The 14,006-nt window shown below is 62.9% G+C and carries 11 protein-coding genes; 8 read left to right on the top strand and 3 right to left on the bottom strand.

Annotated features, from left to right (window positions below; translation table 11 throughout):
• Positions 1 to 4: 4 nt before the first annotated feature.
• The 8 genes from ftsQ to ligA all read left to right on the top strand — a co-directional run bounded on the left by ftsQ (position 5) and on the right by ligA (position 11,423).
• The gene (ftsQ, locus tag AC1Q80_RS11575; RefSeq protein ID WP_234941881.1) at positions 5 to 910 is read left to right on the top strand and encodes a cell division protein FtsQ; all 906 of its coding nucleotides are present in this window, start codon (positions 5 to 7) and stop codon (positions 908 to 910) included.
• Positions 907 to 2,238 (top strand): cell division protein FtsA, encoded by a 1,332-nt coding sequence (gene ftsA, locus AC1Q80_RS11570; protein ID WP_173420600.1) that lies wholly within the window; start codon positions 907 to 909, stop codon positions 2,236 to 2,238. The genes ftsQ and ftsA overlap by 4 nt, the downstream gene beginning before the upstream one ends.
• A gap of 106 nt (positions 2,239 to 2,344) precedes the next feature.
• On the top strand, positions 2,345 to 4,114 hold the full coding sequence (gene ftsZ, locus AC1Q80_RS11565; protein WP_492360513.1) for a cell division protein FtsZ: 1,770 nt from the start codon (positions 2,345 to 2,347) through the stop codon (positions 4,112 to 4,114).
• 338 nt (positions 4,115 to 4,452) lie between these two features.
• Complete coding sequence (gene lpxC / locus AC1Q80_RS11560; protein ID WP_173420598.1) at positions 4,453 to 5,406, top strand: UDP-3-O-acyl-N-acetylglucosamine deacetylase; 954 nt, start codon at positions 4,453 to 4,455, stop codon at positions 5,404 to 5,406.
• Between the two features lie 172 nt (positions 5,407 to 5,578).
• On the top strand, positions 5,579 to 6,445 hold the full coding sequence (locus tag AC1Q80_RS11555) for an outer membrane protein assembly factor BamD (protein WP_173420597.1): 867 nt from the start codon (positions 5,579 to 5,581) through the stop codon (positions 6,443 to 6,445).
• A 20-nt stretch (positions 6,446 to 6,465) separates the two neighbouring features.
• On the top strand, positions 6,466 to 8,139 hold the full coding sequence (gene recN / locus AC1Q80_RS11550; RefSeq protein ID WP_209790715.1) for a DNA repair protein RecN: 1,674 nt from the start codon (positions 6,466 to 6,468) through the stop codon (positions 8,137 to 8,139).
• An 86-nt stretch (positions 8,140 to 8,225) separates the two neighbouring features.
• Positions 8,226 to 9,188 (top strand): hypothetical protein, encoded by a 963-nt coding sequence (locus tag AC1Q80_RS11545; protein ID WP_492360512.1) that lies wholly within the window; start codon positions 8,226 to 8,228, stop codon positions 9,186 to 9,188.
• A gap of 81 nt (positions 9,189 to 9,269) precedes the next feature.
• Positions 9,270 to 11,423, top strand: a complete 2,154-nt coding sequence (gene ligA / locus AC1Q80_RS11540; RefSeq protein ID WP_492360511.1) for an NAD-dependent DNA ligase LigA — start codon at positions 9,270 to 9,272, stop codon at positions 11,421 to 11,423.
• A 137-nt stretch (positions 11,424 to 11,560) separates the two neighbouring features.
• Here the strand turns inward: ligA and AC1Q80_RS11535 are convergent, their stop codons facing one another.
• From AC1Q80_RS11535 to AC1Q80_RS11525, 3 genes are all read right to left on the bottom strand, one after another.
• Positions 11,561 to 12,214 (bottom strand): CatB-related O-acetyltransferase, encoded by a 654-nt coding sequence (locus AC1Q80_RS11535; RefSeq protein ID WP_492360510.1) that lies wholly within the window; start codon positions 12,212 to 12,214, stop codon positions 11,561 to 11,563.
• A 205-nt stretch (positions 12,215 to 12,419) separates the two neighbouring features.
• Positions 12,420 to 12,827, bottom strand: coding sequence for a VOC family protein (locus AC1Q80_RS11530; protein WP_173420592.1), 408 nt, complete (start codon positions 12,825 to 12,827; stop codon positions 12,420 to 12,422).
• Positions 12,828 to 12,978: 151 nt separating this feature from the next.
• Positions 12,979 to 13,908, bottom strand: a complete 930-nt coding sequence (locus AC1Q80_RS11525) for a LysR family transcriptional regulator (RefSeq protein WP_209790719.1) — start codon at positions 13,906 to 13,908, stop codon at positions 12,979 to 12,981.
• Positions 13,909 to 14,006: the final 98 nt, after the last annotated feature.

Here is a 14,006-nt window from a genome sequence, read left to right as displayed (position 1 = left end):
CCCGCTGGGCGCAGTTGCCGCCGAGGCGGATGGCGCACGCGTTCTGCCGCGTCCGCTTCGCAAGGCCGTGCGCTTCCTGGTCAGCCTCGGTAGTGGCCGTGTCCGCTTTCCCGCCCACACCGGCACGATTGCCGCCATCGCCTTTTTTGCCGCCACCGGTTTTTACGGCATGTCGCTCGGCGGTCACACGCAGAACGTCGCGCAGGCGTCGACGACCGCGGCCGGCTTTGCCATCGAGGATGTGCGCGTCTCCGGCAACGAGCAGACATCCGAGATCGATATCCTTCAGCAGCTCGGCCTTGACGGCACGACGTCGCTTGTGGCGCTCGACATCATCGAGGCGCGCAAGCTGATCGCCGAACTGCCCTGGGTTCAGGGCGTGACCGTCCGCAAGGTCTACCCGAGCACAATCGAAGTGACGCTCACCGAGCGCAAGGCCTTCGGCATCTGGCAGCACGGTTCCGACCTGTCGCTGATCGAGCGAAGCGGTAGCGCGATCGCGCCGCTGCGCGACAACAAGTTTGCGGCGCTTCCGCTGTTCGTCGGTCGTGACGCCGAGACGGCGGCGGCCGATTTCTACGACGAGTTTTCCCGCTGGCCTGAAATCCGCTCGCGGGTGAAGGCCTTCGTGCGAGTTGCCGGCCGTCGCTGGGACCTGCGGCTCGATAACGGCATCGTCGTCAAGCTGCCGGAACACGATGTCGCCCGCGCGATGCAGGTTCTCTCCGACATGGAAAGCCAGCATCAGTTGCTCGAGCGCGACATCGCAGCCGTCGATCTCAGGCTGGAAGATCGGACCACAGTTCAATTGACGCCGGGTGCGGTCAGCCGGCGCGAAGTTGCCTTGAAGGCGAGGGACAAGATGTTGAAGGCGCAGGAGACGGAGAAGAAGAAAGAGGGGCGGATATGAGTTTGTTCGGTTCCTCCAGCTTTGGCCTGCCGCGCCTGAAGCCGCTTTCTTCGAAGCGGTCTCATGTCGTCTCGGTGCTGGATATCGGTTCGACCAAGATCGTGTGCATGATCGGCCGGCTTACGCCGCGCGCCGAAAGCCAGATCCTGCCCAATCGCACGCATAGCGTCGAGATCATCGGCATCGGCCACCAGAAATCCCGCGGCGTGAAGAACGGCGTCGTCGCCGATCTCGATGCGGTCGAAAGCGTCGTGCGTCTCGCCGTCGATGCGGCCGAGCGCATGGCGGGCCTCACAATCGACAGCCTGATCGTCAACATTTCCGCCGGCCGCCTGCAGAGCGACGTCTACACCGCGACCATCGATCTCGGTGGCCAGGAAGTGGACGCCAGCGACCTGAAGCGGGTGCTGTCGGCCGCCGGCCAGCAGTCGCTGCGCTCCGACCGCGCCATCCTGCATTCGCTGCCGACCGGCTTCTCGCTCGACGGCGAGCGCGGCATCCGTGATCCACTCGCCATGTTCGGCGACGTTCTCGGCGTCGACATGCACGTGCTGACGGCCGAGCGGGCCGCGCTGAAGAATCTCGAACTTTGCGTCAACCGAGCGCATCTCTCGGTCGAAGGCATCGTCGCGACGCCCTATGCCAGCGGTCTGGCGGCTCTCGTCGACGATGAAGTCGAACTCGGCTGTGCCGCGATCGACATGGGCGGCGGCACGACGACGATCTCGGTCTTTGCCGACGGCAAGCTGGTTCATGCGGACGCGGTCAACCTTGGCGGCCACCATGTGACGACGGATCTGGCGCGCGGTCTTTCGACCCGCATCGAAGACGCTGAACGGCTGAAGGTCGTGCACGGTTCGGCACTTCCCAACAGCGCCGACGAGCGCGACATCGTCTCGGTCCCGCCGATCGGCGAGGACGACCGCGATCAGCCGACCCATGTGCCGCGCGCGCTCGTATCGCGGATCGTGCGTGCCCGCATCGAGGAAACGCTGGAACTCATCCGCGATCGCATCCAGCGCTCGGGCTTCAGCCCGATCGTCGGCAAGCGCATCGTCCTGACCGGTGGCGCCAGCCAGTTGACCGGCCTGCCGGAAGCGGCGCGCCGCATCCTCGCACGCAACGTTCGCATCGGCCGTCCGCTCGGCGTTTCCGGGCTGCCGGCTGCTGCCAAGGGACCGGCGTTCTCCACGGCCGTCGGCCTGATGATCTATCCGCAGGTCGCCGACCTCGAAACACATGCGACCCATGGCGGCATGTTTTCGTCGATCGGCAACGGCAACGGCCGCATCGCCCGCATGGGCCAGTGGCTGAAGGAAAGTTTTTGAGTAACGCGGGTGCCGAACAGGGACGGCGCCCGGTGAAGACAAAGTTGGAATTTCAAGGATTTGGTCGGCTCGGCAAGGCGGCCAGAAAACAGAAGGAACGGGTACTATGACTATCAACTTGCAGAAGCCGGATATCACGGAGCTGAAGCCCCGCATCACCGTCTTTGGTGTTGGCGGCGGCGGCGGCAATGCCGTCAACAACATGATCACCGCGGGTCTTGAAGGCGTCGACTTCGTCGTTGCCAACACCGACGCGCAGGCACTGACCATGACCAAGGCAGAGCGCGTCATCCAGATGGGTGTCGCCGTGACCGAAGGTCTTGGCGCCGGCTCGCAGCCGGAAGTCGGCCGTGCGGCTGCCGAAGAGTGCATCGACGAGATCATCGATCACCTGCACGGCACCCACATGTGCTTCGTCACCGCCGGCATGGGCGGCGGCACCGGCACCGGTGCAGCCCCGATCGTCGCACAGGCCGCCCGCAACAAGGGCATCCTGACCGTCGGCGTCGTCACCAAGCCGTTCCATTTCGAAGGCCAGCGCCGCATGCGTCTGGCTGACCAGGGCATTGCCGAACTGCAGAAGTCGGTCGACACCCTGATCGTTATCCCGAACCAGAACCTTTTCCGCATCGCCAATGACCGCACGACGTTTGCCGATGCGTTCGCGATGGCCGACCAGGTCCTCTATTCGGGCGTTGCCTGCATCACCGACCTCATGGTCAAGGAAGGCCTCATCAACCTCGACTTCGCCGACGTCCGCTCGGTGATGCGTGAAATGGGCCGCGCCATGATGGGCACCGGCGAAGCCTCGGGCGAGGGCCGTGCAATGGCCGCCGCCGAAGCTGCTATCGCCAACCCGCTGCTCGACGAAACCTCGATGAAGGGCGCGCAGGGCCTGCTGATCTCCATCACCGGCGGTCGCGACCTGACGCTGTTCGAACTCGACGAAGCGGCAACCCGCATCCGCGAAGAAGTCGACCCGGACGCCAACATCATCCTCGGCGCCACATTCGACGAAGAACTCGAAGGCCTGATCCGCGTATCGGTCGTTGCGACCGGCATCGATCGCACGGCCGCGGAGGTAGCCGGTCGTTCGGCTGACTTTCGTTCGGTAGCAGCCCAGAAGCCGATCATCCGCCCGTCGGCAGCCATTCCGGCCCAGCAGCCGGCTGTTGCCCACCACCAGCCCGCTCCGGTTCAGCAGCCGGTCGCCCAGCCGGTGCAGCAGCAGAACTCCGTCGACCAGATCGCGCTTGCGATCCGCGAAGCGGAAATGGAACGCGAACTCGATATCGCGACCCGTGCCGCCACCCAGGCACCAGCACCGATGCAGCAGGCCCATGAGGACTTCCGTCCCCAGAGCAAGCTTTTTGCCGGTGCTGCACCGGTAGAGGCCGCTCCTGTCATGCGCCAGCCGGCCCCGGTTCAGCGTCCGGTCGAAATGCCGGTTCACGCACAGGCCCAGCCGCAGCCGGTTCAGCGCCAGGAACCGATCGCTCCGGTCATCCGCCAGCAGGCCGAGCCGGTTCGCATGCCGAAGGTCGAAGACTTCCCGCCGGTCGTGAAGGCCGAGATGGACCAGCGCGCCCAGCCGGCGCCGCAGATGCCGGAAGAACGCGGCCCGATGGGCCTCTTGAACCGCATCACCAGCTCGCTCGGCCTGCGCGAAAAGGAAAGCCACAGCGTCTCCGCCGACATGACGGCTGGTGCGCCGGCTGCCGCTTCCCAGCAGCGCCGTCCGCTGTCGCCCGAAGCCAGCCTCTATGCGCCGCGTCGCGGCCAGCTTGACGATCACGGTCGCGCCGCACCGCAGGCGCGCTCGCACGAAGATGATCAGCTCGAGATCCCGGCGTTCCTGCGCCGTCAATCGAACTGATCTTGAAGGCCCGTTCCTTCACCTTGCCGAGTGCCCGGGCTAACGCCCGGGCATTTTTGCATTTCCGTCATTTTTTCAATAGGTTGCTTTGGTTGCCTCGTCCGTCGCAAATGCGTAACAAAGCGAAACGAACAGTGATTTGGAATGGTGCCTCAGAACCTCTATTTTCAAACTCGGAATTGGGGATGCATGCGATTCGATCACGCGCTGTCTGTTCGAAACGCAGAGTTCCGACCTTTGTGTCGAAACTCTCGGGCGCCTTTCTTGTGCCCTGAAAACCGCTGCATCCGCCTGATGTTTGGGCCCTGGGGCCATAGGTATTGAAAGTGACGACGAGAATGGGAATCGAATTGCTCGGGTTTCAGACCACGATTGCTAGCCCGGTAACGCTCAAGGGAATTGGCGTTCATTCCGGCGCCGAGGTGGAAATCACCTTCCATCCGGCCGAAGCCGATGCGGGCATCGTTTTCCAGCGCGTTCTTTCCAACGGTCGCCTGAGCGAATTCAAGGCGGTGTCCTCGCAGGTCGGCAATACCGATCTCTGCACTGTTCTCGGCATGTCGCCGGCCACCTCGATCGCGACGATCGAGCATGTGATGGCGGCTATCTACGCGCTCGGCCTCGACAACCTCACCATCGAGGTTCACGGCGCCGAGATGCCGATCATGGACGGCAGCTCAGAACCCTTTATCGACGCGATCGAACAGGTCGGCGTTCGTGCGCTTGCGGTCAAGCGTCGCTACATCCGAGTGATCAAGCCGGTCAGAATCGAATCGGGCGCGTCCTGGTCGGAGTTCACGCCCTATGACGGCATGCGCTTCGAGGTGGAGATCGATTTCGATTGCCCGTTGATCGGTCGCCAGGCCTGGAAGGGCGACATGACGCCTTCGGTGTTCAAGCGCGAACTGTCGCGTGCCCGCACCTTCGGCTTCATGCGCGACGTCGAGCGCCTCTGGGCGGCCGGCTACGCGCTGGGTTCGTCGCTCGAAAATTCGGTCGTGATTTCCGACGACAATTCGGTCATCAACGTCGAAGGCCTTCGCTACACAGACGAATTCGTGCGCCACAAGACGCTCGACGCTGTTGGCGACCTGTCGCTTGCCGGCGCGCCGTTCATCGGCTGCTACCGTTCCTACCGCGGTGGTCACAAGATGAACGCAAATGCGCTCAAGGCTCTACTCAGCGATCCCTCGGCCTACGAGGTTGTCGAAACCGCCACACCACGCCAGCGCACCCGTGCGCGCGACATGGTTGCGGTTGCAGTTCCGGGCTTCGCGCCCTGGTCCGCATAACAACAAAAGGACACTCTCCTCCAGTCGCCGGCCGAAAGGCCGGCATTTTCATGTCGGCGCCGCCACAAATTTGCATGAATCACCGATCATGACGTTGCGGTCTTGAGGCAACTTGCTCTAAAAGCGCATGTCTGGCGGGGTCCATGCCCGCAGAATGGAACGGGAATATCCGATGGTTCTTGCAGTTTCTGTTGATTTGAAGAAGTCAGCGCGTGTGTTCGCCGTGGTTGTCGCGGCCGTTGCCGGCAGCGCCCTGATTACCGCCTGCCAGAACGATCCCGATATCGACATCACCAAGCTGACGGCCGAGACCGATCCGCCGGAAGTGCTGTACAACCAGGGTCTTGCCAACCTCAATGCCGGCAAGACCGGCGAGGCGGCGCGCAAGTTCGAAGCGCTCGACAGGCAGCACCCGTTCTCCGAATACGCCCGCAAGGCGCTGGTGATGAACGCGTTCGTTTCCTACCGCAACGGTCAGTACCAGGAGGCGATCAACGCCACCGGTCGTTACCTCAACCTCTATCCGCAGTCCGAAGATGCTGCCTACGCGCAGTACATCCAGGGCCTTGCCTATACCAAGCAGATCCCGGCGGTGACGCAGGATCAGAAGCCGGCCTTCAAGGCGATCGAGGCGATGCAGGCCGTCGTCGACAGGTATCCGGACTCGCAATATGTCGAGGATGCGCAGTCGAAGATCCGCTTTGCCCGCGACCAGCTCGCCGGCAAGGAAATGCAAGTCGGCCGCTACTATCTCGAGCGCAAGGAATACCTCGCCGCCGTGTCGCGTTTCCGCACGGTCGTCGAGCAGTATCCCAATACCAACCAGGTCGAAGAGGCTCTGGCCCGTCTGGTCGAAGCTTACTACGCCATGGGCGTGACCTCCGAAGCGCAGACCGCTGCCGCCGTTCTCGGACACAACTATCCTGACAGCCAGTGGTATGGTGATTCGTTCAAGCTGCTGCAGTCGGGTGGTCTCGAGCCACGCGAAAGCGGAAGTTCCTGGATTGCGCGCGCAGGCAAGAAGCTGATCGGCGCCTGATACGGAAGATTTGACCCCGGATGCTCGCCCAGATTTCGATCCGCGATATCGTCCTGATTGAACGGCTTGATCTGGCGTTCGAGGCCGGACTGTCCGTGCTGACCGGTGAGACCGGCGCGGGTAAATCCATTCTTCTCGACAGTCTGTCGCTCGCCCTTGGCGGGCGCGGCGACGGCTCGCTGGTGCGTCATGGTTCCGACAAGGGGCAGGTGACGGCGGTGTTCGACGTGCCGATGGGGCACTCGGCGCGGCTGATGCTGCGCGACAATGGCATCGACGATGACGGCGACCTGATCTTCCGTCGGGTGCAGTCGGCCGATGGCCGCACAAAAGCTTTCGTCAACGACCAACCGGTCAGCGTGCAGCTGATGCGGCAGCTCGGCCAGACGCTGGTCGAAATCCACGGACAGCATGACGACCGGGCGCTGGTCGATATCGACGCCCACCGCACGCTGCTCGACGCCTTCGGCGGCACGACCGACGAGGCCGAACAGGTTTCCGGTCTCTATCGTGCCTGGAAGGACGCCGAGCGTGGGCTGAAGAAACACCGCGAGCGCGTCGAGGCAGCGGCCCGCGAGGCCGACTATCTGCGCTCGTCGGTCGAAGAGCTGGAAAAACTCAATCCGCGCGACGGCGAAGAGGATGAGCTCGCCGAAAAGCGCGCCCGAATGATGAAGTCCGAGCGCATTGCCGGCGACATCAACGAAGCGTCCGAATTCCTGAACGGCAATGGCTCGCCTGTCCCGCTTATCGCCTCTCTCGTGCGCCGGCTCGAGCGCAAGAGCCATGAGGCGCCCGGCCTGCTCGAAGAAACCGTCGAGCTGCTCGACGGCGCGCTCAACCAGCTTTCCGACGCTCAGATGGCCGTCGAGCGGGCGTTGCGCAACACCGAATTCGATCCGAAGGAGCTGGAGCGGGTAGAAGAACGCCTGTTTGCACTTCGTGGCGCCAGCCGCAAATATTCCGTGCCGGTCGCCGAGCTTCCGGCACTGGCCGTCCGGATGATTTCCGATCTCGCCGACCTCGACGCCGGTGAAGAGAAACTGAAGCAGCTCGACGCGCAGGTGGGCGCTGCACGGGTGGCCTTCGACGCTGCCGCGCGCACGCTGTCCGACAAGCGCCAAAGCACCGCCTCGGCGCTGTCGGCCGCCGTCATGGCCGAGCTGCCGGCACTGAAGCTCGAGCGCGCCCGCTTCATGGTGGAAGTGCAGAGCGACGCCGCGCAGCCGACCGCAGACGGAATCGATCTCGTCGAATTCCATGTCCAGACCAATCCGGGCACCCGGCCGGGGCCGATCATGAAGGTGGCGTCCGGGGGCGAGCTTTCGCGCTTCCTGCTGGCGCTGAAGGTGGCGCTTGCCGACCGCGGCTCGGCGCCGACACTCGTCTTCGACGAAATCGATACCGGCGTCGGTGGCGCGGTTGCCGATGCGATCGGCCAGCGGCTGAAGCGGCTTTCCGGCACGGTGCAGGTGCTTTCCGTCACTCACGCACCGCAGGTGGCCGCACGCGCGGCAACGCATCTGTTGATCTCCAAGGGGCCATCGGCCGAGAAGGCCGAGATGATCTCGACCCGCGTCGCCCGCATGGACGACAAGGCCCGCACGGAGGAAATCGCCCGCATGCTCGCCGGCGCCTCGATCACCGAAGAGGCGAGGGCGGCTGCCGCAAGGTTGCTGTCCGGCAACGGTTAAGGCTCCTACGTCTTCTCGCCAGGTTGCCGGGCCCTCCGCGTACGTGTTTTTATTCGTCTTTGGCGGAATAGCGGGCGGCATAGCGCATGTGGGAGAGACTACAGCAGCGGCTTCAGCTTCGGCTGGAGCAGATGCGCAAGCATCCAGAGCTGATCGTGATCTATTCGCTCGCCTTCGTCGGTTACATCCTGACGATAAAGGAAGCGGACAAACAGCTTGGAGTGCTTGGTATCCTGACAGTGGTCGGCGCGACCGCGGTCCTTCCTTTTGTGGTCGCGCGGCTTTCAGGTCTGCGCAGCATCGAATTGCCGGAGGAAAGCGATGGCTGGATCGAGCCGCCCGGCCTTCTGCGTTCCAGCATGGAGGACGAGCGTCCGTATCTGGTTCGTATCCCGCCTTCGACCGCGGTTGCCTATGATGTGATCCGCAAGGCGCAGGATGTCTTCCAGAGCGACGCGATCGATCCGGAGGAGGATATGAAGGCCTTCTTCTCCGATCCCTACAGCCTGATCTGCCTGCAGGATTCGGACGACCATATCTTCGGTTTCACCGACTACTACGTCTTCGAGAAGAACCACTTCAAGCTGTTCCTGCAAGGCGACTACGGCTTCGACGATCTGCTTGCCAACGGGCTGCTTGCCCATCCGAAGGCGCGCAAGGCCAAGGTGGTCTATCTCGCCACCATCCTTAATCTGAGCTACCTGCTTGATTCCATGCGCAGCGAACGCCGACGGCAAAACGGCATTCTTGTCTGGGCGACGGTGTCGGCGATCCTGGAGTACCAGGAGTTTCCGCCTGAAGGTATCGACCTCTACGGCATCGGCTGGGACAAGGGCGGCGCCGCCATCCTGAAGATGTTCGGGCTGGAGCCGGTCGGTCGTGTCATGCGAGGCCTTGCCGAAGGCAAATGGATCTACACCCGACGCGGCATTCACCGGCAGGATCTGGAGGTGATACGCGCCCGCTACCAGAAGCGATACGAACGTTGGTGCGAACTGGAGATCCGCCGCTGCGCCGATGTCTCGCCAAGTGTCGTTTCCGCCGGATGATCAGGGGAGCTTGCTCGCGGTCGCTCTTTTCTTTCCCGGCAGTTGCTCTAAAAAACGACTCCCAATCCGGAGTCGTCGCGCATGTCCAGTGAACTGAAACCCGTCGAGAACCTCACCGAAACGGAAGCTGCCGGGGAACTGGCTTTTCTCGCCTCCGAGCTCGCCCGTCACGATGCGCTCTATCACGGCAACGACGCGCCAGAGATCACGGACGCGGACTATGACGCGCTGAAACGGCGCAACGACGCGATCGAGGCGCGGTTCCCGGCACTCATTCGCGAGGACAGCCCGTCGAAGAAGGTGGGGGCGGCCCCCTCGGTCACGTTCCAGCCGGTCGTCCACGCCCGGCCGATGCTGTCGCTCGACAATACGTTTTCCGACGAGGATGCGCGTGATTTCGTGGCGTCCGTCTATCGGTTCCTCGGCCAACTGCCCGACAACTCGATCGCTTTTACCGCCGAGCCCAAGATCGACGGTCTCTCGATGTCGCTGCGCTACGAAAACCGGAAGCTGGTGACGGCCGCGACCCGTGGCGACGGCACGACAGGTGAAAACGTCACCGCCAATATCCGCACCATCGGCATGATCCCGCAGACGCTGCCGGCTGGCGCACCTGAGATTGTCGAGGTGCGCGGTGAAATCTACATGGGGAAATCGGACTTCGCCGCCCTCAACGCGGAGATGGCAGCACTCGGCAAGCCGCTCTACGTCAATCCGCGCAACACCGCGTCAGGCTCGCTGCGCCAGCTCGACGCCAAGGTGACGGCCAGCCGCAAGCTGCGGTTCTTTGCCTATGCCTGGGGCGAGATGTCGGAAATGCCTGCAGATACCCAGTTCGGCATGGTGGAAGCGTTCAAGGCCTGGGGGTTCCCGGTCAACCCGCTGATGCAGCGGATCTCGTCCGCCGACGAACTGCTGGCGCACTACCACCATATCGAGCGTGAACGTCCGGATCTCGATTACGATATCGACGGCGTGGTCTACAAGGTCGACAGGCTCGACCTGCAGGCCCGCCTCGGCTTCCGCTCGCGCTCGCCGCGCTGGGCGACAGCGCACAAGTTCCCGGCCGAGCAGGCGTTTACGCGGCTGACGGCCATCGACATCCAGGTGGGCCGCACCGGCGCGCTGACGCCGGTCGCACGGCTGGAGCCGATCACCGTCGGCGGTGTCGTCGTCACCAACGCCACGCTGCACAACGAGGATTACATCAAGGGGCTCGGCAACTCAGGCGAGCCGATTCGCGAGGGCCGCGACATCCGCATCGGCGACATGGTCATCGTCCAGCGCGCCGGCGACGTCATCCCGCAGATCGTCGATGTTGTCATGGACGAGCGCAAGGAGGGGAGCGAACCCTATCGTTTTCCAACGACATGCCCCGTCTGCGGCAGCCATGCGGTGCGCGACATCAACGAGAAGTCCGGCAAGGTCGACGCAGTGCGCCGCTGCACCGGCGGGTTCGTCTGCCGGGCGCAGGCGGTCGAGCATTTGAAGCATTTCGTCTCGCGCAATGCCTATGACATCGAGGGTCTCGGTTCCAAGCAGATCGAGTTTTTCTTCGAAAGCGAGGATCCGACGCTGTCGATCCGCACGGCCGCCGATATCTTCACGCTGGAGAAGCGCCAGGAGGCATCGCTGACGAAGCTCGAGAATATCGACGGCTTCGGCCGTGTCAGCGTGCGCAAGCTCTATGATGCGATCAATACGCGGCGCTCGATCGCGCTCAACCGCTTCATCTATGCGCTCGGCATCCGTCATGTCGGCGAGACCACGGCCAAGCTGTTGGCGCGCTCCTACGGCACCTATGAGGCCTTCGGTGCGGCCATGGGCGAGGCCGGCAGCTTTACCGGCGATGCCTGGAACGAGCTCAACAGCATCGACGGGATCGGCGAAGTGGTCGCGCGCGCCATCGTCGAATTCTACAAGGAGCCGCGCAATCTCGAAGTGGTGACGCGGCTGCTTGCGGAGGTCACGCCTGAAGACGCGGAAAAGCCGGTTGCAAGCGATAGCCCGGTCGCCGGCAAGACCGTCGTCTTTACCGGTTCGCTCGAAAAGATGACGCGCGACGAGGCCAAGGCCAGGGCAGAAAGCCTTGGCGCCAAGGTGGCAGGTTCGGTGTCGAAGAAGACCGATATCGTCGTCGCAGGCCCGGGGGCGGGCTCCAAGCTCGACAAGGCGCGAGAGCTTGGCGTGCAGACGATGGACGAGGACGAGTGGCTGGCGCTAATCGCGGGCTGATGCATTTCCAGGAAAAGTGCGAAGCGGCTTTTCGTCAAGACATGCGTAAAACAAGGAGATAGAGCGTTTCCGCGGGGTCGTTCAGACTGGAAACGCTCTGATGCCTGCCGATCAGGCGCGACCGGCAGGCGTCGTGGTTACGCCTGCTCTCGATCGTAGGCTTCTGATGCGGCTTTCAGCGCGGAAATGTCGTCGGCGCAGATAAAGCGCCGTAGCGCTTCGAATTTCGCCTTCTCCCATTGGTAGATGCCGAGACCGAGCAACGTCTCGATGTCGGTTTCGGAAAAGCGCTGGCGCACCGGCCGGGCCGGATTGCCGGCAACAATGGTATAGGGCGCCACATCCTTGGTGACGATTGCGCCGGATGCGATGACGGCACCTTCGCCCAGCGTGACGCCCGGCATGATCATGGCACGCATGCCGATCCAGGCGCCATCGCCGATGACGGTGTCGCCCTTGCCGATATAGGCTTCGCCGATGACGTCGAGGAAGGGATAGAGGCTCACCCAATCGGTCCGGTGGGTGTGGTTGCCGCCCATCAGGATCACGGCCTCGGCGCCGATCGCGACGTAGTCGCCGATGCGCAACTGGTCGATCGGCCATTGCGGCTCCCAGGCCTTCAGGCTGTAGTCGTCGCCATAGAGGTAGCGAACGACGCTCTCTTCGAAAGAGCCGGTCCAGGCGTTGCTGTAATAGCTGTTGGTGCCGCGCACGTGGATGTTCGGGTTGCGCACGGTCTCGTGCAAAAGCTCGACCTTGGACCAATGCTTGGCTTCGACAGTCGTGGACATGGGGCTTCCTCTTTCTACATGCTTGCAAGCGCTGGCTATCATTCGCTTGCCATTCGTATCCGCTCCCCAACTATCGGATTTCCGGTGCAACTTCTTCCAGAAATGGCCGCCGAGCGACGGCTTCGGCTGGTGCTGCGGCCATTCGATCACACAAAAACGCCCGCCGCAGGAAGCGGCGGGCGCAAGGCAGGGGCATAGTGTTAGATCAGGAGGCCTGCTGCTGGGCTGCCATATCCATCCACATGTATTCCCAGACGTGGCCATCCAGATCCTGGAAACTGATGCCGTACATGAAGCCGTAATCGATGGCCGGCTTCCAGGGCTTGGCGCCGGCGGCGAGCGCCTTGGCGAGCAGGTCGTCGCATTCGGCACGGCTTGAAGCTGACAGCGCCGTGATGACTTCCGTGCCCTTTGACGTGTCGCTGATCTCGCCGGTGATGAAATTGCGGAACTTCGGTTCGGTCAAAAGCATGACGAAGATGTTGTCCGAGATCACCGTGCAGGCGGCCGTGTCGTCGGAGAACTGCTCGTTGAAGGTATAGCCGAGTGCCGCGAAAAAGCTCCGCGACGCCTTCAGGTCCTTGACGGGCAGGTTCACAAAAATCATGCGCATGGAATGCTCCTCATAAGGGATTTTCTTGGTTGGACATTACTAGGACGAACGGCTGGACACGCAGCCGACAGCCGGTCAGACATTTTTTTGAGGAATGCGATGTGTCCGTGCTGAGGTGGTGCGCAATCAGCGGTTTTCAAGAATTCCTGGCTCACCCAAGGCTGCCGGCAAAGCGCTCGGCGAGGCGGTGGCGTTTGAAATGCTCGGCGATGAAGTCGACGAAGACACGGGTCTTTGCCGGCAACAGCGTCCGGCTGCCGTAGTAGATCGAGATCGGGCCTGCATCGGCATACCATTTGGGAACGAGCCGCACGAGGGCGCCGCTTTCGAGGTGGCCGAGCACATCGGGAACGGCGATCAGGGTCACGCCGAGGCCGATGAGGGCCGCCCGGCACATGGCGGTCGGGTCGTTGACGACGAGGGTTTCGCGCGGCGTGGCGCTCATTTCATCGCCGCTCACGTTGCGCATCGTCCAGTGGCGGATGCGTCCGGTGCCGCTGGCACGCATGACGATGCCATCAAGGTCGGCGAGCCCCGAAGGGTCCAGCGGAAAAGGATGTTTCTTCAGGTAGGCGGGCGAGGCGACCGCGATGATGTGCGCCGGTGCGATCGGCCGCGCGATGATGCCGGGCGAAAGCTCGAAGCCGCCGCCGATCGCCGCGTCGAAACCTTCGGCTACCAGATCCACCTGCCGGTTATCGAATTGCCAGTCGAGGCGGACAGCCGGATATCTCTCCAGGAACGCCGGCACCAGCGGCAGGATGTGATCGATGCCGAAGGTAGGGCTGAGGCTGACCTTGAGCAGGCCCGCGGGTGCGCCGCCTTCGGCCGACATGCCAGCGATCGCGTTTTGCAGGCCCTCGAGATTGTCACGGATGGAAGCGAGGAAGCGCTCGCCTTCCTCGGTCAACGTCAACTTACGCGTCGATCGATGAAACAGGCGAACGCCGAGGTTCCGCTCCAGCATCGCGACGTTGCGGCTGACCGCTGCCGGCGTCAGCGCCAGTTTTCGCGCCGCGCCGGAAAAGCCGCCGAGTTCGGCGCTGCGCACGAAGGATTCGAGATTGGCAAGGGTTTCCATGGTCGAATATTCAAGCAATCGTTGAAGATGATGAAAGCGATTGCCAGCTTATGCTGGCGGAATGAAATGGCAATATCCACTCCATCGAAACGCTGAAG

This window comes from Ensifer sp. GW823-FHT05D09 (assembly GCF_058795755.1).
Note: the sequence above shows the minus strand (reverse complement) of the source record. Positions and strands in the feature narration are given on the sequence as shown.